The following is an 18,240-nucleotide window of genomic DNA, read 5'->3' on the forward strand; positions in this document are numbered from 1 at the left end:
AGACACGCCGTCGGCCTCTCCGGAGGCCGATTCTTTGAGAATTACCGAGAGTAGGCAATCGATGGCAATTCAAGAAACAATCGATATGGCCCCGGATGATGCGACAGATCTCAGTGCCTTGCCCTTGAAGGGGCGAAAAGTGCTGATCGTCGTCGAGAACCTGCCGGTTCCCTTCGACCGTCGCGTCTGGCAGGAAGCCCGGACCTTGACCGCCGCAGGTGCGCAAGTTTGCGTCATCTGCCCGACTGGAAAGGGCTTCACCGAACGCTACGAATACATCGAGGGGATCCATGTTTACCGGCATCCCCTGCCGCTCGATGCGAGTGGGGCGTTGGGCTACCTGCTCGAATACGGCGTCGCGCTGTTTTGGGAAACCGTCCTTGCCTGGAAGATTTTCTTCCGTCACGGCTTCGACACAGTTCACGGCTGCAACCCGCCTGATCTGATCTTCCTGGTCGCTTGGCAGTTCCGGCTCTTTGGTGTTCCGTACATCTTCGATCATCACGACATCAATCCAGAGCTCTACGAAGCCAAGTATGAAAAGCGCGGCTTCTTCTGGAGATTGATGTGCTGCTTCGAGTGGATCACCTTCAAGAGCGCTCGCGTCGTCATCTCTACAAATGAGAGCTATCGCGAAATTGCCCAGGTGCGCGGCGGCAAGAAAGCCGACGATATCTACGTTGTCAGAAGCGGACCGGACCTCTCGCGTTTCGTAGCAGTACAGCCCAACGAAGCACTCAAGAAGGGCAGAAAGTACCTCGTTGGGTATGTAGGCGTGATGGGCGCTCAGGAAGGTGTCGATATCCTTCTCGATGCCGTGGCCTATATCAAGAACCAGATGGGTCGCGATGACATTCAATTCGTTCTGGTCGGGGGTGGCCCAAGTGCCAAGGGCCTTGCTGCCGATGCGGAAAGAATGGGCCTTTCGGAGTGCGTGACCTTCACAGGACGCGTCTCGGACCATGATCTTCTCGAGGTGCTGTCGACGTCTGACGTCTGCGTCAATCCCGACCGCGTCAACCCGATGAATGACAAGTCGACGATGAACAAGATCATCGAGTACATGGCACTCGGCAAGCCGATCGTTCAGTTTGACGTTACCGAAGGCAGGCGTAGTGCCGAGGAAGCCTCGCTTTACGCGAAGGCAAACGATGCGAAGGATTTCGCCGAGAAAATCGTAGCCCTCCTCGAAAATCCGGAAGAGCGTGCGCGGATGGGCGCCATCGGCCGGAAGCGTGTCGCAAGCAGCCTTGCATGGCCGTATCAGATTCCCAATCTGATCGCTGCCTACAAGAAGGTGAAGCGACAGGGCTGATCTCAGGAAACAGGCAGACAAGCAAAAAGCCGCATGAGTTGCTCTCATGCGGCTTTATTTATTGCTCTTTCGCTGAGTTGAAATTCCAGAAGGTGTCGCGATTCAACCGTTGTCGCTCTGACCGATTGGCAAATGCATTTCTGTCCCCAGCACAACCCGGCCGGCGGCTATTCCTCGCGGAAGGTGTGCTTCATCTGGTCGGTTAGCGGCTTGGTCAGATAGGATATGACCGAGCGATCCGCAACCTTGATAAAGATTTCAGCCGGCATGCCGGGGTAGAGCTTCATGCCCTGCAGCTTTGCGAGACTTTCGGGTTCCGGTCTTATGCGCACCGGATAATATTTTGCACCTGTGCGCTCTTCGGTGATGGCGTCTGGAGATACCGACAGAACCTTGCCCTGAACTTCAGGTGTCGATCGTTGATCGAATGCGGTGAATCGAATGTCGACATCCTGATCGACATGCACCTGATCGATGTTGCGCGTTGCAATCTTTGCCTCGACCGTGAGGGCACGATTGTCCGGCGCCAGCAGCATGAGCGTTTCGCCTGGGGTGACGACGCCGCCGAGCGTATGGACGGAAAGCTGGTAAATTCGGCCGCTCAGCGGCGCCTTCAAATCCAGCCGCTGAAGTTGATCGAGAGCAGCGATGCGACGCTCCTCCATCTCGGCAATATTGCCCTCGACATCCGTGAGGTCCTTGGAATTTTCAGCACTTTGATCCGCATCAAGCTGAAGAACTTGCAGTTTGATCTCGGCAATCTTGCCCTCTGCCTGAGCACGGTATGCAACCCGGCTACCGCGGCTGCCATCAAGATCGGCCTTCTGGCGTTTCAAGCTGTTGATCTTTTGCATGGTCACGAGCTTCTTCTCATAAAGCTCTTCCGTTGCAGCAAGCTCTTCGTTGACAAGTGTGGTGGCGTCGTCGATCGCCTGCAGTTGTATGGTGTCGCCTTTGATTTCCTCGTCAAGCTGGGCCATTTTCTCTTCAAGCTGCTTTTTGCGTCCGACCATCGAAGATTGGCGCGTCTTGAAAAGCTGCATTTCGCCGTCAATCAGCAGCTTGTTTGCCTCGAGATCGACGCCCTTTGCCTCCAGTTCGTCCATTGAAAAACTGGGCTGCCCCAGCCGCTCCGCCTCGAGACGACTTCTCCGTACATAAAGCTGAGCAAGATTACTGTTGATGATCCCGAGATTGGCTTTGACAGAAGTCCCGTCGAGCTTCAGCAGGACCTCGCCCGCGTTCACATGGCTGCCTTCGCTGACCGAGATTTCGGAAACGATACCACCAACAAGGTGCTGTATCTTCTTCACATTATCATCGATAACAACCGTCGCCTCGCCGACGACGGCATTTGAAAGCGTCGTTGTCGCTGCCCACCCCCCGATGTTGCCGACGAGCAGGATTGCCATGGCGACGACCATCACCGAATGGCGCCGCAGCGATCGCTGAGATTCAGATATCGTCACGATGTCACTGCTCCTGGGAATCGCCAACAATTTTCAAGGTCGATCGTTCTGCAGGAATCGGCTTGATTTCCCGCCGCAGAACCTTGGCAAGCACTTCATCCTTGGGCCCGAATGCCGCAAGTTTACCATCCTTCATCATCAGAACGTAGTCACAACCGGCAAGCGCGTTGGGCCGATGTGCGATGATGACGACGATGCCGCCGCGCCGGCGCACGGCGAGAATAGCTTCTGCGAGTGCGGCTTCTCCCTCAGCGTCCAGATTGGAATTCGGTTCGTCCAGCACAACAAGGAAAGGATCCTTGTAAAGCGCGCGCGCCAGCGCGACGCGTTGCCGTTGGCCGGCAGACAGCATCGAGCCACTTGGACCAATTTGGGTTTCATATCCGTTCGGCAACCGCAGGATCATCTCGTGCACGCCGGCGATCTCGGCAGCAGCGATAACCGCTTCGGCCTCCGAATTTTGCTGAAACCGGGAGATATTCTCGGCGACGGTACCCGAGAAGAGTTCGATATCCTGTGGCAGGTAGCCGATATGCGCGCCGAGGGCAGTGTCATCCCATTGATCGAGTGCAGCACCGTCAAGCCGAACTGAACCGCGATAGGCAGGCCAGATTCCCGTAATCGCGCGGGCGAGCGACGATTTACCGGACGCACTGGGGCCGATCACACCGACTGCGCTACCCGCATCGAGCGAAAAGCTGATCCCCATGATGGTGAAGTCCTGCCTGCCGGGAGGGCCGCTCACGAGCTGCTCTACAGTCAGCTGGCGATAAGGTGCGCGTAGCCGGAGCGGCGTCGTATTCTCCGGCAATTCGCGGAAGGTTGTCTTTAGCCGCTTCCATGACTGCTGGGCCGAAACAAATCCCCGCCAGTTGGCAATCGCCTGTTCGACAGGCGCGAGCGATCGTGACGTGAGGATCGACGACGCGATGATGATCCCGCCGGTCGCCTGATTCTCGATGACCAGAACGGCGCCAGTTGCGAGCACGCCAGACTGCAAGACTGCCCGGAAGATTTTGGAGATGGTGGAATAGACATTGCTGGTATCGGAACCTGAACGCGACATCATCCGATAGGCTTTATTCTGATCGAGCCATCTGTCGGCCAGATCGTCTCTCATCCCCATGGCCTGGACAACCTCGGCATTTCTCTGGGCGGCCTGGAGATAGGCATTGCGCCGATTGCCGAGTTCGGTCGCCTGTTTTGTGGACACCTGCGCCGCTCTATGGGTGAGGACTGTCAGCGCGACCAAAACCAATGCGCCCCCGATGGCAATGACGCCGATGATCGGATGAAACATAAAGCATATCGCGATGTAGATCGGCATCCAGGGCAGGTCGAGAAATGCCGCCGGACCGGAGCTCGAAAGGAAGCTGCGGATCTGATCGAAATCACGAAGGGTTTGCAGTCCGTCGCCGTCAACCCTTGTTTTGACCGATCCGATCATGACCGAGTTGAAAATACGTCCGCTCAGCACCTCATCGAAGACGCCGGAAATGCGCACGAGCATACGACCGCGCAGTACCTCGAAAACGCCTTGGAAAACATAGAGAAGAAGCGCCAGCAGTGACAAGGCGATGAGCGAGGGAATGCTGCGACTGGGAATGACGCGATCATAAACCTGCAGCATGAAAAACGAGCCGGTCAGGTATAGAATATTGACGAGGGCGCTTGCCAGTGCGACCACCACGAACGCGCTCTTGCAGCGCGAGAAAGCCTCGGCACCGGTGGTCTTGTTCTGCGGCAGCACAAAGCCAGCTATCAATTTATTCAAATCTTCCACACCTTCTGAACAGCGCCCGAAGGTAATACCCCTCCAGCGATCTTCCCTGTAACATCACAGAAACGTCTTAAAAGATATGCGACACTGTGACAGCAAGGTCGCGCCTCCGATCCCGAACCTAAAATAAAATAAATTTTGGGTAAAATAGAATCTCTCAACAAAATTAACGTCAACATGCCTTTCAAGAGACGTAACAAACACAGCAGGAAAGCCAAAAGATAAAAGAACTTAGCGTTTGTTGATCTATCTACGCCAAATCAGCCCTAAATTGGACGAAACCTCGCTGATGAGCGAACATCCGGGCGGGACTAGAGATCGATTGCCCCGCCTATCCGAGGTCAGTAAGTCAATATCACGTCGTCATAACCGAAGAACGCCTTGTTCGCACCGATGAAAGCGATGTCCTGCGCCGCCTTCCCGCCAGATCCGTCCGCATCGTAGGAGACTATGCCGCTTGCTGAATTGTAGATCACTTGCGGTCCGCTGCTCGTCGTAAATGCTCCCACCTTGGTCAGGATCGTGAACGCCGCCTCATCAAGAATATGATCGCCGTTTGAATCGAGCCCCGCGAATACCGACTCAGATAGCATGACCTTATCGTCGTCACTGAAGTCCCAGATCGTATCCTTGTTTGCCGCCCCCATCTCGGCAAAGTAGAACGTGTCTGCTCCACCACCTCCATAAAGAGAATCAACGCCGCCGGCGCCAGCGATCGTATTGCTCTGGGCATTGCCGCTAATCATGTTGGCGAGAGCGTTGCCGATACCGTTGATTTCGGCGGTCCCGGTAAGCCGCAAATTCTCGACGAATGACTCGCCGCGGAGATCGACGCCGACGGAAGACCATATCGTATCCTTGCCGCCGTCGGCCAATTCGCCGGTGACGTGATCGCGGGCATCGTTGAAGACGTAACTGTCATCACCGGCGGAACCGTAATAGAGATCGGCACCTTTGCCGGCGACGAAACTATCGGCCTTGTCCGTGCCTGTATGAGGCGTAGGGGGCGTCGAAGGAGACGTAGGCGTGTCGACTGCCCATTGCGTGGTCGCAGAGAGCGATGTCTGGAGATTGTGCTTATCGAAGTCCGCGGTAAGCGTATTTTGCAACAATGCGAGCGTCGACCAGCCCTGACCGTCGTTGGCCTGAACTAGAGTTGACGTTCCACTCTGGATGACCCGGATATGGCCATCTGCGATCAGGTCACCGCTTCCCCATCCCAAACGCGCGGCAAGAACCGATACATCGATAACGTCGCCATTCGCGCCCATTTGAAAATCCGTGATGACATCTCCGCCTTCGCCCAGCGCATGATAGGCGAAGCGGTCGTGTCCGGTCCCACCGGTCAGCAAATCGGCTTTGTCACCGCCCCAAATATAGTCGTTACCGTCGCCGCCCGAGAGGTTGTCAGCGCCCAGACCGCCAAGAAGCTTGTCGGCGGCAGCCGTGCCGACAAGGGTGTCATTTCCGGGTACGACGCCGGTGAGCAGCACCGTATTGAGGAATTTGACCATTGACTCAGGGATGTTGTATCCCTGAAGAAGGCTCTCGAAGACGCTGTTTTTGACGATATTCGCCTCCGGCGAATTCGATATGATGAAGGCGTAGTTCTGTATTTCACGCAGGATTAGGTTGTCGACAAGCGAATTGCGGGCGTCGCCATCGCCATATTCATAGAACTGTATACCGTAGGCGTCGCCGACACTGCCGCTGTTCGTAAAGGAATTTCCAATCCCTCGGAAATCGCCGAACATGCGCGAATAGAACGAGAGATCATCCGTATAGACTCCGTTCCGGCTCTCCGAATGAAAGTCGTATGCCGAGTTCGATGCGTCGTAGACGACCGAATTCTTGGCAAGGAAATTGATTTCGGCGCCATAGGCCGATGCACTTGCGGCATTTGCTATCGTTCCGATGCCTTGAACCGCGATGGCCTGGCCGACGTGTTCGGCGAAGAGGCCGTCGATCAGCGTGTTCAGCGAAGCACCGGTGTGAATGGCTGCATACAGATTGGCGCCGATGATATCGGTCAGGTGGGCATTGACGTTGTTGACGATGTTGATGCCACCAGAACCGTCCTTTATCGTGACGTTGTCGACGACCGCATCGACCAGATTGCGCAGGTTGAGCAGATCGCCGCCGGTCGTGCTGTATTCGCCGCTCACGCCATCGATCGTGCCGTTCTTGATCGTAAACTGGCCTTCGGCATAGACGGTCGCACGGACATTGGTCGCGTAAAGATTCTGCTCGACGAGTGAGCCTTCAAGAACGACTGTGTTGCCATTGATGGCAATGACTTTGGCCGCCTGCCCAAGCTTCGTCGTCTGGCCCGCATCACCGGGGTCGATATGGTCTCCTGGCAGACTGTCATCTGCAGTCACTTTTATCCAACTGCCAACCTGTATGTTCTGCGGCAGGGTTGCATAGGTGATGGTTGCATTGTTCGATGCGTCGGATCCGAGCGTGACGCTCTGTAGGGGCGATTCCGCTCCCCCAACACCGAGAACTCTCTCGGTAGCCGTGACTTGATGCAGGGTGCCGCCGTTGAGATCTATGGTGACATCGCCTGATCCGATTGCGACATAGATCGCCTTGCTGACCGTGATATCGGCATCCTTTGCCAGCACAACCGTGCCGCCGCCATTGGCAACGGTCGCAAGCGCTTTGCGCAATTCGGTCTCGCCGGCTGTGGTATCGAGGTAGATCGTGCTGGGCATCAAAATCTCCAGAAGCATCAGTGCTGTAGGAGCTATTTTGAGGGCCACGGGTTTAAGATTGGCACCAAACAACAATTAAAGCTTTAATCAACTATCGGTTTTTTTTGAATAATTTTGAGCATATCGCAATTGCGGGGCGAAAACTTCCCGCGTAGCGCGCATCTCACTCCGTCGTGATTGCGACATCGGAAAGAAGCGAAATGTATCCCGATTGCGCTCTTTCATCGGTCCGTTTGAGGGAAAGGACGGAAAGCGGCGCTCTGAAAAAGACATGATCGTTACTGATACCGAGAGGGCCGAAAGCGACTGGCCAGGTGGCCGGCTCGGGATAGGCATTGCGCAACCTGTTGTTGCCCAGGAACCAGCGCATGTCCGGCACGATGACGGGCGCACTGAAATCTCCGGCCAGCAAGACAGGCTCGCGAGTGCCCCGGAGCACACGGGTGATAGTGAAGAGTTCGAAGCTATGGAACGTATCGAACCACATCTTGGAAAGACGAGTGGCGAAAACGCGGACGCGCGTTCCATCAATGGAAATGGAAGCGGCAGCCAACTCACTTCCAATAGGGCTCAACTCCTGGAAACGAGGATCCGCAAGAGGCCGGCGCGAGAGAAGCATGACGGTGCAGCGTGCATTGACCGGATCCTCGCAGCCGATGCGAAATGGATAGGATTGGCGGGCGAGATCATGCCGGTTTGCAAGTGAACTGGCACTTGTCACAATAAGAATGTCGGCGTTGGCCTCTTCAATCGTCTGCTGCAAGGCCGCGTCATCCACCTTTTCGTCAACAATCTTGATCGACAGCAAGCGTAAGGCTGGCACCGCACCCGGTACAGGCGGCTGAGCAAATTCCCTGAGCATCAGGATCGGGTGGGCAATCAACACGACGCAAGCCGCTCCGAGCAGCAGGCTATACCAACGCCGGACGGAGAGAGCGGACAGAAGGATGATGGCAAGGCACGCAAAGCCGATCTGCATCTGCAGTGCACCGACAATCGCCAAGGGCCATATATAGGAGACGTATTGGAGCGAAACGAGGAGGAGGAGGACGGAAACGACGATGCAGACAACACGAAAAACACTATGTCTCATTCATATCGGTTCCTGCGATGCGAAAATGCATTGGCGTTAAAGGGCGGAAGTAAAGCCTATTCGGATCTCTTGTGGCATAATTGAGCGGCCAGACCCGTCAGGACGGTGGCTGGATACCCTGCCCGCCCTGATGGCATCGCGACGCTAACAGAAATTCGCGGAGACGCCAGGCAAATGACAACGGACAATCCAAAGCTTTTTGTGGCACTGCACACAAAGCAGCTTCCACCGGCTTGTTGTCCATGCTTTATATGCCCGGCGTTCGGCACCGACAGAACTGAGATGTTCGCGCAACAAGGAGATGGTGTTTAATGGCACGCAGCTTGAACAAATTCCTCTGGCTGAGATCGCTTTTGGTAAAGGCTAAGTACCATTACTATACACGGTTCTGGGGGATGAATATCCATCCGACGGCGACCTTTTCACTGAGCGTTCGCCTGGACAAGACCTATCCCAAGGGCATTCATGTCGGCGAGAAGTCGTATGTCGCGTTCGACGTGGCCATTCTCACGCACGACAGAACGCGTGGGCTTTATCGCAACACGAAGATCGGCAAGCACTGCTTTATCGGCGCCAGAAGCATAATCCTTCCGGGCGTCGAGATCGGGGACGAGTGCGTCATCGGCTCGGGAAGCGTCGTGACCAAGAACATACCGTCGCGCTGCATCGCCGCCGGCAATCCGGCAACGATCATTCGTGAAAACATCGAGGTCGGTCCTTACGGACGTTTTCTGTTCGCCGACATCCCTGAAGCCGAACGTGCTGCCGATCAGAGAAAGAGCGGCACGAATGTCCGAAAGGCATAGGTGTTAGCCAGCTAGTCGCTGTCCCCGGCTTCGAAGAGACGGGTCGCAGGCAAGGCCACGAAGGTATTGGTCATCGGCCGCAGGGGCCGCGCAATCTCGTCCAGCTTTTCGGAGAGCTCGGGATCGCGGCTCCTGAAATGGGGCAACAGGACATCCATCCAGGTGACCATGCCGGGCTCGACCTCCTGAGGGTAGCCTATCCGCGCCTCCAATTGGTCGGGATGGAGGTACATGGTTGCGGCAAAGCTGGCGATTGCCCGTAGCCTCTTTTCCTGGTCGGGAGTAAGCGTGACATTGTTGACATCGGCAAGCCGCACCAGGATCGCGATCGCATCCATGGCGAAATTCTGATATTTCAGCGAGCGCCCGCCGCGGGAGAGTTCGCGCGGCAATCCGCCGTCATAGGGTGCTTCATCCAGCGCCGACTTCAAAATATCCATCGACCAATCGAACCGCTTGCGATCCTGCAGGTGAACGGCCATCAGGCCCACCGCAGCCGCAGCCCAGTATCGGTGGTTGCTGTTGCCATCGAGCCAAACATATTTGGGCTCGCGCGGCGCCGGCGTGAATTCTGCAACGAGCATATCCGAAAGCTTGACAAACCACGCCCTGATAGGCGCGTCGGCAGAGCCGGCGGGTGGTGCGATTTCCTTTGCCACCGCGTAGGCGTTCGAAAACGAAATCGTTGTCCAGCCCCCGGCGAGAACAGCCTGACGATGCCCGAGCGGATCATTGTCCTCGACACCACCCAGAAGCGCATTGGCATCCGCCCATACGCGGGTCTGTCGAACGATACAGTTGGCGGCGTTTCTTCGCTGCTTTGGCACGTCGAGTGCTGCCTGCATCATATCCAGCATGCTCTTGGTCACGGCGCCCGTCGGCCACAAGCGCTTTGCGAAGGCTTTCATCGCGACCGGATCGACCTCCGACTGCGTGTAGCTTGGCTTATAAAAGCTGAACAGCTTGCTCATGTCGATCAATGGCGCGACTGGTACCGGGCATATGAAAGGACGCGGTTTCTTGCCCGCACCGGCATCTTGAACCTTGGCAGGTGGCAGATCGAAAAGATAGTGAAGCGGCTCTTCAGCGCCGGCCGGAACGGTGAATACGAGGAAGGCAAAAATCAGCCACATTACGACGCGATTGAAAGGCTGTTTCTTCCGCCGGGGCTTTGAAGCCATAGGCATCTATCTCTCCAGTTCCGGTGATTGGCTGTGCTGTTCGTGGCAGATAACCATAAGGCGATGTTTGCGGCAAAGTTAACCCTCACCGCCCATTTTCTCCTTTTCAACCCAGACCGCAATGTCTATGTTGCACCGCAAGATCAGGGCCGCAGACCGTGCCGCTTGCTGAAGATTAAACAGCTCTACTGACATATTCTCGAACAATAGAGTAGTCATGCCGAAAATCACACTTTTCTCGACAAGCAATCTAAAGCAGGGTCGCTCGGAGCATCTCCAGAGAATGATCGATTCGATCGCGAGCGCGAAAGCCGCCGATCCTTCGATCGATGTCCACCTTTATCTTCTTCTGCAGAATGTTCCTGACGACGCCGCCGATCCCGCCTTTCCTGACTGGATCAGCACACGACGCATCAATCATCAGATTTCGCTCTCGGCGGCTCGCAATCTCCTGCTTCAGGACGTGGTCAATGCCGGCGTCGTCACCGCCGACAGCATCTATGCTTTCCCCGATGACGATTGTTGGTACCCGGAAAAAATTCTAACTTTGGTTGCTAATCTGTTTTCAGAGAAGCCAGAGATTGATTTTTGGTTCTGCCGCTATAGCTCAACACCCGAGATTCGAAGTGTTCTGGCGACGGAAGCCCCGGCATTGCAGAAAGTGATATCGAGAGCATCGTCCAACACATTCTTCTTCCGCGGAAGGCTTCTGCCGAACTTGGCTGCATTCGACGAAACATTGGGAGTCGGTGCCCGTCTCAACGGCGGCGAGGATACCGACTACGCGATACGGGCTTTTTATCTCGCCCGTGGCACACTTTTCACAGATGCCGCTCTCGTCGGCCATCGGGATCACGATCCAAGCCTCAAGCCGAAATATTTCCCGGGGACGCTCTACGCCATCGCCGCTCACAAGAGCCGCAGTCTTCCCGGAATAGTCGCCTTCATACGCAAACTTCTTGTCGGCGCGACCCTGGTCATGAGCGGAAAGCTGCCGCTTTCGCGCTATATTGCTGCGGTGCGGAATGCATAACCGCGGTAGGAAGCCCTTCACGTCTTCGCTCAATGCCAAAACGAGGCGCGCATGAATCGTAGTTCCGTACTCTGGTCAGCTGTTCGCAACTGGGGACCGCGCTTTGGCACCATCCTCACCTTTTTCGTGCTGGCCCGGATTCTCGATAAAACCGAGATCGGGATGTTTGCGGCAGCCTATGCGCTGGTGTCGCTGACGGAGCTGTTTGCCGATAACGGTTTCGGCGACGCAATCGTCCGTACGCAGGACATCACGCGCGGCATGACGACGAGCATTCTGATCCTGAACTTTGGTCTCGCCGTCCTGATCTATGCGCTCCTGACGCTTTTCTCCCCCGAAATCGGTGGCCTGCTGGGCGTCACGGGCATAGAGCCTGTTCTGCAACTCGTCGGTCTCTCGCTCGTCCTCAACAGCTTTGGGTATGTTCCGCAGGCCCTGCTCCGCAAGGAGTTTCAGTTCAAGCGCCTTGCCTTCCGTTCGTTGGCATCAACCGTATTTGGCGCGCTGACCGGACTGGCCATGGCTTTCCTGGGCTTCGGCGTCTACAGCATGGTCGGTCAGTTGCTGGCGACCACTGTCATCAATGTCGCCTTTCTCTGGTATCCGCCTGTGTTGCGGCCTGCCGCCCCGCAGATTGCCGGAATGAAGCACGTTCTCCATTACGCTCTAGGCATCTTCGGGTCTCGCGTACTCAACTACGCCTCCCTTCGAATGATCGAGATCGTTATTCCGATTTTTTTCGGGCCGGCCGCTCTCGCGCTCTATATCATGGGATCGCGCGTTCCCGCGGTGGTCGCACAAATGCTGACCGCCGTAATGGTCGACGTCAATCTTCCGCACTTTTCCCGTCTGGTTGACCGCCCCCCACTCCTCAGGGAGGCGTTCTATACGAGCCTGCGCTCACTTTCGATGATCTCCGCGCCGGCCTTCATCTCGATTGCCGCGCTTTCGCCGGAGATTGCCCGCATCTGCTTCGGAAGCAACGGCATAGATTCCGATTACATCATGTTCCTGGCGGCAATTCTCGGAGCGGCCCAATCGATCGGCTACTGCAATGAAGTCATGCTGAATGCATGGGGCTTGCCGCGTGTCGTTTTCAGGATGCAATGCTGCGCCGCACTGCTCGTTGCCGTGATCCTGACTGTTCTTCAACATAGCAGCGTATTTACACTTGTAACGGCATATGTTTGCTGCCATATAACTGTTATTGTTGGAGGTATACTTTACGGATCGCACAAAACTGAAGTTTCTGTAAAAACAATTATCAGCAAGTGTGGGGCTTTCTTCTTGTCGGCCCTCGCGGCCTTGGCCGCGGTTCATTTGACAAGGTCATATGCCATCTCACCCGATTATCCCATATTACTGAAGGCGATGATGCTCGGAATGCTGTTCGTCGCGACTTATGTCGTCGGCATCGGGCTGCTCGACCGGGATGCCCTGCGTGGATGGTGGAACAGAGCGCGAATGATAAGAGCCTGGAAAAAGGCGTAGTTTTCCAAGGAAGCGAGTCGTCATGTTTAGAGAAATAGCTGGAGACTTTCGAAGTCATAAGAGAGCCCTGATCTCACAAGGCTTCTGGGCGCTTGCCTTTCACAGATACGGAAGCGCTGTACGTTCGATCAAGTTCGCGCCTATCCGTCTGCCGCTGAAAGTCATTCATGTCTTTCTTATCAAATTTTCCGAGATCTTTTTCGGGATATATATCGGAGCCAACGCGAAGATCGGCGAGCGATGCGTCATTGAGCATTTCGGATCGATTATCGTGCATTCCGAGGTGCGGATCGGCAATGATGTTCGTCTGCGTCAAGGCGTGACGATCGGCAACAAATCAGCCGACAAGCCGAACGAGGTGCCGATCCTGCATAATGGAGTAGACGTGGGCGCGGGTGCGAAAATCCTCGGCGCCGTTGTCATTGGCGAACGCGCTGTGATCGGAGCGAACGCCGTCGTTGTCAAGGATGTGCCGGCAGGAGCTATTGCGGTCGGTGTGCCGGCGAAGATCCGATACAAAGAAACGCCAAGCCCAGCCATCGTCCAGCCGAGATCAAATAACAATCGCTGACCGATATTGCCTGCCAACCGAAAATCGATTGGCGAGCGATGGAATTACGCCAGTCCATTCCAATATCTTAGGAATAATTCTTCCCGGCATGGCAGGCTTTGCCTGAGCTGAGCTCAGTCAGAGCATGTCCCGCCGATCGCCTCGACGATTGTCGGCACCATGACTTCAGCCGCAGCGGCAGGCGTGGGATGGACGCCATCCGGGATTCCTGTCGAGAGCTCGCGGCTCGACAGCTTCGCCCAGCCGGCACTATGATCAATGACCGCAACGTTCCATTCTGCCGCAACACTGCGGTGAGCCGAAATATAGCTCTCGAGATAGGGTCTGATCGCCCCCCGCAGCCCCGACATAGGGTTCATCACCATCATGAAGACACGCGCATGGGGCAATCCCGTCCGCAGCCTTTCCAGGATGGTTGAAAAGTTCCGCTGGCTGGCACTGACGCTCATCCAGCGGTTCAAGGCAGCGTCATTGGCGTAAAACTCGACGAGCACTATGTCAGGGCTCTCGGCGATCACCCGGTCCACAGAAGACAAAGCCCATTCGGTGGTTGAGCCACTCTTTGCCACAATGGCGATATCAACGGGGCGGTGAAGGCACTGCTCGAGGGCGTTCTCGAGACCTGCCTGCCATCCGCCCCTTGCCGTCAGCGATGTGCCGAACGTTACGATCTTCAGTCCTGCCGCAGCCACATCAGCCCCCTGCAGAAGAAAGAGAGCGATCAAACCGGCAGCAAGTTTCATCAGCCATTGGAACCGGCGGCAACGGTCGTCGGCGCCGCACGCCTTTTCTTCATCTGCATGATCTTCTCTTCGAAGAAGACGAAGGAAGCGATCGCTACGATCATCGTCAGAATGAAGGCCGTAACAATCTGCATGACCTGGAACGCCGTCCCGTCCCGCATCCCCGTTGCTATGGCGACAAGCCGTCCTGACGGACCAAGCAGCAGGCCGTGAAACAGGTAGAAGCCGTAGCTGACAACGCCTACGCCGCGGATCAGCGGAAGATCAAGAAATCTGGTCGCGGCAGAGTTCTGGCAGACCGTCACCAGCATGATCAACAATCCGGACAGAAGCGGCGCAATAATCAGCGCTGCATTCGGATGTCCGCCGAAAATGAAATAGAGGTGCTGCAGAACCAGGAGCACGCCGAGCGCAAGGATCGCCAGACTGGAAAAACGCAGGTTGATCGTGCCGAGCTGTCTGGCGAAGAGTCCGAAAACGCCCCCGACAGCAATGGCATAGAAGCCCGACAAGGAGTTGACGCGGAACATGAGTTCATCGCCGAATACCCACAGGCTCGAAACCGCAAGCAGCAGAAGCAGGAATATCAGAAGGCTGGACCGCCAGTATCGCGATGGCAGCCAGATGAACAGCAACGGGAACAGCACGTAGAACTGCTGCTCCACCGCAAGCGTCCACAGGTGGGACAAGGGTCCCAGCCAATCATGTCTGACGAAGCCGATATAGATGTTGGTCGTGTAGGTCACGAGCCAGCTGATACTGCCGTAAAATTTGTCGACATTGTCGCCCGCGACAAGGGTAACGGTCGACAGGAAGATCAGTGCCAGTGTCAAATAATAGACTGGAAAAATCCGCAAGGCTCGATTGCGCATGAAAAGCGCGATCTCGGTCGAAGCATCGGAACTTCCCGCTTCGATGCGCTGCCGCGCCCGAAACAGGATTGGCACGATCAGGAAGCCGCTCAACGCGAAGAATACCCAAACGGCAAGCGTTCCCGATTCCGACCTTTTTGTCAGGCCCGCATGATCGGTCAGTACGAAGAGAACACATATCGCCCGAAGACCGTCGAGACCTTTGATGGCTTTGCCGACACCGAATACCTTCTGATAGATTTCGTGCATACTGGTTCCTTGGCGGGTATTTACATCAGACCGAAAAGATGGACCTGGCGTCCGGCCATCCATATCGACCGCAACAGACGTCCTGGCGCTTCATCGGGCAGCTTTGACGGAATTCTGGAGCCTTTTGGAAAGGTTGGCGATGGAGCGCTCTCCAGCATCTACGATTAAATCAGGCTTAAGACTATCAACGGAATGCACCCGTGCCAAGCCATAACCCCTTCCCGGCGCCATAGCCCCGAGCCATTTTCGATTGGCACCCTAGCACAAAGAAAGGACGCGCAAACGGCGCGACTGTGACAATTTCGCGAAATATCGTGATCTCGCTGGAAGCCGTTCCGAATTTTGTTGCAATGCGGTATCATATCGAAATTCGTCGCCAATTTCACCTGTCCGAATTGAAGCCAGAGAGAAAATGCATCTGGACGCGATGACTCCGGGGTCCTAAGAAAGCAGGGACAAAATCGTTCTCGGCTCTTCTCAGGTACCGATAGACATAACCGCTGCCAACTATGACACGCGGAAGCATAGGCTGGCGCGCATGGGTGACAGCGGTAAAAATCTTGCTTGAATCATCGATGAAAATCGAGCGAACGAAAGGCTTTCAATGACGCTGCTAGCACCTGCCTCCCCGCCGCCGGCCGATAATCCCGCCTATGGTTATATAAGAGGTCTTGACGGCTTGCGGTTTGCCGCGGTCCTGATCGTCGTCGTTGCGCATTTCCGGCTCTCGGCCGCGATCCCCGGCGGTTTCGGTGTCACGATTTTCTTTGCAATCAGCGGGTTTCTAATTTCGAGACTCCTGCTGTCGGAAGAACGGAATTATGGGAAAATATCCCTGCCGCGCTTTTTCGCCCGGCGATTCCTGCGGCTGATGCCGCCGCTTTTTCTGATGATCGCCATAACCGTGCCGATCTATCTGATCTTCGATCGCGAAAACGTGCTGGTCAGCCAGATTTTGCTGGCGATCTTCTATCTAGGCAACGTCCCGGTGGTGATGAATGTCTTCACGCCGATGCCCGAAGGAATTCACAGTTACGGTCCTTTGTGGTCGCTGGCCGTCGAGGAGCATTTCTATATGTTCTTCCCATTCCTGCTTCTCGCCCTGCGGACGTGGTCTTCTCGAGTTGTACTGCTCATCGGCGTCGTGATTCTCAGCCTGGCGCTGCGCATCCTGGCCGCCTATACCGTTCCAGACCCGGAAAGCTTCAACTACTATTTCACGCTGACGCGCCTGGATTCGATCGCCTGGGGCTGCCTGCTGACATTCGGCCTCGCAAATGAAGCGATCAGGAGCCATTTGGTCAAACTTCGTGGCTGGAAGACCTTCCTGTTCGCCATCATTCTTCTGCTTGGCGGCATCGCCTTCCGCAATCAGTTTTTCCAAGACACCTTCCGCTACACCGTCCACGGCTTCGGCATGTTTCTGCTGATCAACGCCTTTGTTTTCGGAACGGCAACTGAAAAACTCGTTCGCCTGGCCGAATGGCGGCCAATCCAAATGGGCGGACGCATCAGCTATGAAATGTATCTGTGGCACCTGCACGTATGGTTTGTCGTCGGGCTGGTTTTTGCTGGAAATTACTGGCTTCGATTCTCGACGAGCGTGATCCTGACAGCCGTCCTAGCCTACGCGTTTTATAACCTGACGACGACAGCGACAAAGCGCTGGTCCAAGAAAGCTGGCAGCAAAAGCGTCGAAGACGAACGCCAGAAGGTTTACCAGACGGTATCGACCGCCGATGAGACTGACGTCCCCGAGGCAAGAACGCGCACCGCCAGCTGAAGCAGGAAGAAATCGAAACGGCTTTCCTTTTGTTTGGAAAGCCGTTTTCAAGGGACAAGACCTAACAAGCACTTGCCTGGAAATTACCCGGGACTGAACCGGGTTCCGCTGTTTCAATTGCGGATACGCGGCCCCCTTTTGAACCGCGCCTCTCTCCTCATTCCATCGCGGCAGCGATTGGGCGCAGCGATCCGATGCGGCCGATCGCATACTTGACGATGATTGGCCCGACGACACCTGCCGTTGTCGCAAGGAGGAGAAGCAGCAGCGCCTGATCGCTGACCGAGAAGAACCGCCCGAAGACTGCCTTCACCGCTCCGACAAACATCGTGTTCAACAGATAAATAGCGAACGCGTTCTGGCCGACGAATTCCAGGACGCGGTTCTGGTTGCAAAGCCGGGAGCGGATCAGGCCGTGGAACACGACGAGCGACGCCATGCCGACGAGGAAATAGCGCCATTCGGAATCGAAGGAGAGATAAAGGAGTACGAGGAAGACCGCAGTCGCGGGAATGAAATACCGCTCGACGAACCGCTCCCAAACGTCCTTGTGCAGGCAGGCGACGCAGCCCGCCATGAAGAACGCATAGAACATGAAGATGCGGTTTATATAGACGTAGTCCAATATCGAGTCATTGTAGAACATCATGACGTGCAGACCGAACATGATGATCGATGCCGCAAACAATATGTTCAGGCTTACATTCATGCGCGAGAACAGGAACGTCGTGCCGATCGAAAAGTAAAAAAGCACGATCAGGTACCATACGAACATGGACGGGCTCTGCTCGGTATGGATGAAGACGTGCTGAACAGAGAGCAGCAGGTCATTGACCGGCTTGTCGACCGATACGAACTGACCTGCGAAGAATTTTCCGAGAATGACGATGGCCGCCATGATGAAGAACGGAATAAGAAGCCGCTTTGCGCGCTTTGACGTATAGGTCGACAGCGACCCCTTCAGTTTGTGAGCGCCGACATAGACGAAGACATAACCACTCAGGAACATGAAGAGCGGCATGTGGAAAGCGTAGATCGCCTTACGCAGACCAATAGCCCATACAGGGAAAGCTGCATCATAGGTATGCCCCCAAACGACAAGGATGATAGCCAATCCTTTGAGGCGTTCGATATCAC

Annotated in this window: 14 protein-coding genes; 6 read left to right on the top strand and 8 right to left on the bottom strand. The window is 55.5% G+C overall.

The window, feature by feature from the left end:
* Positions 1–61: 61 nt before the first annotated feature.
* Positions 62–1,315: a glycosyltransferase family 4 protein gene (locus tag AC1DF8_RS30800; protein ID WP_478156377.1), complete on the top strand. Its 1,254-nt coding sequence runs from the start codon at positions 62–64 to the stop codon at positions 1,313–1,315.
* Between the two features lie 167 nt (positions 1,316–1,482).
* Here the strand turns inward: AC1DF8_RS30800 and AC1DF8_RS30805 are convergent, their stop codons facing one another.
* The 4 genes from AC1DF8_RS30805 to AC1DF8_RS30820 all read right to left on the bottom strand — a co-directional run bounded on the left by AC1DF8_RS30805 (position 1,483) and on the right by AC1DF8_RS30820 (position 8,374).
* Positions 1,483–2,739 (bottom strand): HlyD family type I secretion periplasmic adaptor subunit, encoded by a 1,257-nt coding sequence (locus AC1DF8_RS30805; protein WP_162732760.1) that lies wholly within the window; start codon positions 2,737–2,739, stop codon positions 1,483–1,485.
* A gap of 49 nt (positions 2,740–2,788) precedes the next feature.
* Positions 2,789–4,558 (bottom strand): type I secretion system permease/ATPase, encoded by a 1,770-nt coding sequence (locus AC1DF8_RS30810; RefSeq protein WP_113114539.1) that lies wholly within the window; start codon positions 4,556–4,558, stop codon positions 2,789–2,791.
* Positions 4,559–4,905: 347 nt separating this feature from the next.
* Positions 4,906–7,356, bottom strand: a complete 2,451-nt coding sequence (locus AC1DF8_RS30815) for a hypothetical protein (protein ID WP_478156379.1) — start codon at positions 7,354–7,356, stop codon at positions 4,906–4,908.
* An 88-nt stretch (positions 7,357–7,444) separates the two neighbouring features.
* Positions 7,445–8,374, bottom strand: a complete 930-nt coding sequence (locus AC1DF8_RS30820; protein WP_478156381.1) for an endonuclease/exonuclease/phosphatase family protein — start codon at positions 8,372–8,374, stop codon at positions 7,445–7,447.
* Between the two features lie 311 nt (positions 8,375–8,685).
* Between AC1DF8_RS30820 and AC1DF8_RS30825 the strand changes: the two genes are divergently transcribed.
* Positions 8,686–9,180, top strand: a complete 495-nt coding sequence (locus AC1DF8_RS30825) for an acyltransferase (protein ID WP_113114353.1) — start codon at positions 8,686–8,688, stop codon at positions 9,178–9,180.
* Positions 9,181–9,191: 11 nt separating this feature from the next.
* Here AC1DF8_RS30825 and AC1DF8_RS30830 read toward each other — a convergent pair whose 3' ends face one another.
* Positions 9,192–10,367 (bottom strand): alginate lyase family protein, encoded by a 1,176-nt coding sequence (locus AC1DF8_RS30830; protein ID WP_478156383.1) that lies wholly within the window; start codon positions 10,365–10,367, stop codon positions 9,192–9,194.
* A 277-nt stretch (positions 10,368–10,644) separates the two neighbouring features.
* On the opposite strand from AC1DF8_RS30830, the gene AC1DF8_RS30835 reads away from it, so the two are divergent.
* From AC1DF8_RS30835 to AC1DF8_RS30845, 3 genes are read left to right on the top strand one after another with little or no spacing between them, the layout of a single operon-like run.
* On the top strand, positions 10,645–11,394 hold the full coding sequence (locus AC1DF8_RS30835; RefSeq protein ID WP_478156385.1) for a hypothetical protein: 750 nt from the start codon (positions 10,645–10,647) through the stop codon (positions 11,392–11,394).
* 51 nt (positions 11,395–11,445) lie between these two features.
* Positions 11,446–12,885: a lipopolysaccharide biosynthesis protein gene (locus AC1DF8_RS30840; protein ID WP_113114356.1), complete on the top strand. Its 1,440-nt coding sequence runs from the start codon at positions 11,446–11,448 to the stop codon at positions 12,883–12,885.
* Positions 12,886–12,907: 22 nt separating this feature from the next.
* Positions 12,908–13,456: a serine O-acetyltransferase gene (locus tag AC1DF8_RS30845; protein ID WP_478156388.1), complete on the top strand. Its 549-nt coding sequence runs from the start codon at positions 12,908–12,910 to the stop codon at positions 13,454–13,456.
* Positions 13,457–13,569: 113 nt separating this feature from the next.
* On the opposite strand, the gene AC1DF8_RS30850 is transcribed toward AC1DF8_RS30845, so the two are convergent.
* Together AC1DF8_RS30850 and AC1DF8_RS30855 are read right to left on the bottom strand one after the other, a co-directional pair.
* Positions 13,570–14,199, bottom strand: coding sequence for an SGNH/GDSL hydrolase family protein (locus tag AC1DF8_RS30850; protein ID WP_478156390.1), 630 nt, complete (start codon positions 14,197–14,199; stop codon positions 13,570–13,572).
* Positions 14,199–15,320, bottom strand: coding sequence for an acyltransferase family protein (locus tag AC1DF8_RS30855; RefSeq protein ID WP_478156392.1), 1,122 nt, complete (start codon positions 15,318–15,320; stop codon positions 14,199–14,201). Before AC1DF8_RS30855 ends, AC1DF8_RS30850 begins: the two co-directional genes overlap by 1 nt.
* 604 nt (positions 15,321–15,924) lie before the next feature.
* On the opposite strand from AC1DF8_RS30855, the gene AC1DF8_RS30860 reads away from it, so the two are divergent.
* Positions 15,925–17,103 (top strand): acyltransferase family protein, encoded by a 1,179-nt coding sequence (locus tag AC1DF8_RS30860; RefSeq protein ID WP_478156394.1) that lies wholly within the window; start codon positions 15,925–15,927, stop codon positions 17,101–17,103.
* A gap of 157 nt (positions 17,104–17,260) precedes the next feature.
* On the opposite strand, the gene AC1DF8_RS30865 is transcribed toward AC1DF8_RS30860, so the two are convergent.
* The coding region (locus AC1DF8_RS30865) for an acyltransferase family protein (RefSeq protein WP_478156396.1) at positions 17,261–18,240 on the bottom strand (980 nt) is incomplete at its 5' end.

The sequence above is a fragment of the Rhizobium sp. 05N49 genome (assembly GCF_056396805.1).

What these genes read in the sequence shown, in the direction of transcription:
- AC1DF8_RS30835 (WP_478156385.1), top strand. Translation starts at nt 10,645, where the DNA reads ATGATCGATTCGATCGCGAGCGCGAAAGCCGCCGATCCTTCGATCGAT.
- AC1DF8_RS30840 (WP_113114356.1), top strand. Translation starts at nt 11,446, where the DNA reads ATGAATCGTAGTTCCGTACTCTGGTCAGCTGTTCGCAACTGGGGACCG.
- AC1DF8_RS30855 (WP_478156392.1), bottom strand. Translation starts at nt 15,320, where the DNA reads ATGCACGAAATCTATCAGAAGGTATTCGGTGTCGGCAAAGCCATCAAA.
- AC1DF8_RS30805 (WP_162732760.1), bottom strand. Translation starts at nt 2,739, where the DNA reads ATGGTCGTCGCCATGGCAATCCTGCTCGTCGGCAACATCGGGGGGTGG.
- AC1DF8_RS30825 (WP_113114353.1), top strand. Translation starts at nt 8,686, where the DNA reads ATGGCACGCAGCTTGAACAAATTCCTCTGGCTGAGATCGCTTTTGGTA.
- AC1DF8_RS30830 (WP_478156383.1), bottom strand. Translation starts at nt 10,367, where the DNA reads ATGCCTATGGCTTCAAAGCCCCGGCGGAAGAAACAGCCTTTCAATCGC.
- AC1DF8_RS30820 (WP_478156381.1), bottom strand. Translation starts at nt 8,374, where the DNA reads ATGAGACATAGTGTTTTTCGTGTTGTCTGCATCGTCGTTTCCGTCCTC.
- AC1DF8_RS30800 (WP_478156377.1), top strand. Translation starts at nt 62, where the DNA reads ATGGCAATTCAAGAAACAATCGATATGGCCCCGGATGATGCGACAGAT.
- AC1DF8_RS30860 (WP_478156394.1), top strand. Translation starts at nt 15,925, where the DNA reads ATGACGCTGCTAGCACCTGCCTCCCCGCCGCCGGCCGATAATCCCGCC.
- AC1DF8_RS30845 (WP_478156388.1), top strand. Translation starts at nt 12,908, where the DNA reads ATGTTTAGAGAAATAGCTGGAGACTTTCGAAGTCATAAGAGAGCCCTG.
- AC1DF8_RS30850 (WP_478156390.1), bottom strand. Translation starts at nt 14,199, where the DNA reads ATGAAACTTGCTGCCGGTTTGATCGCTCTCTTTCTTCTGCAGGGGGCT.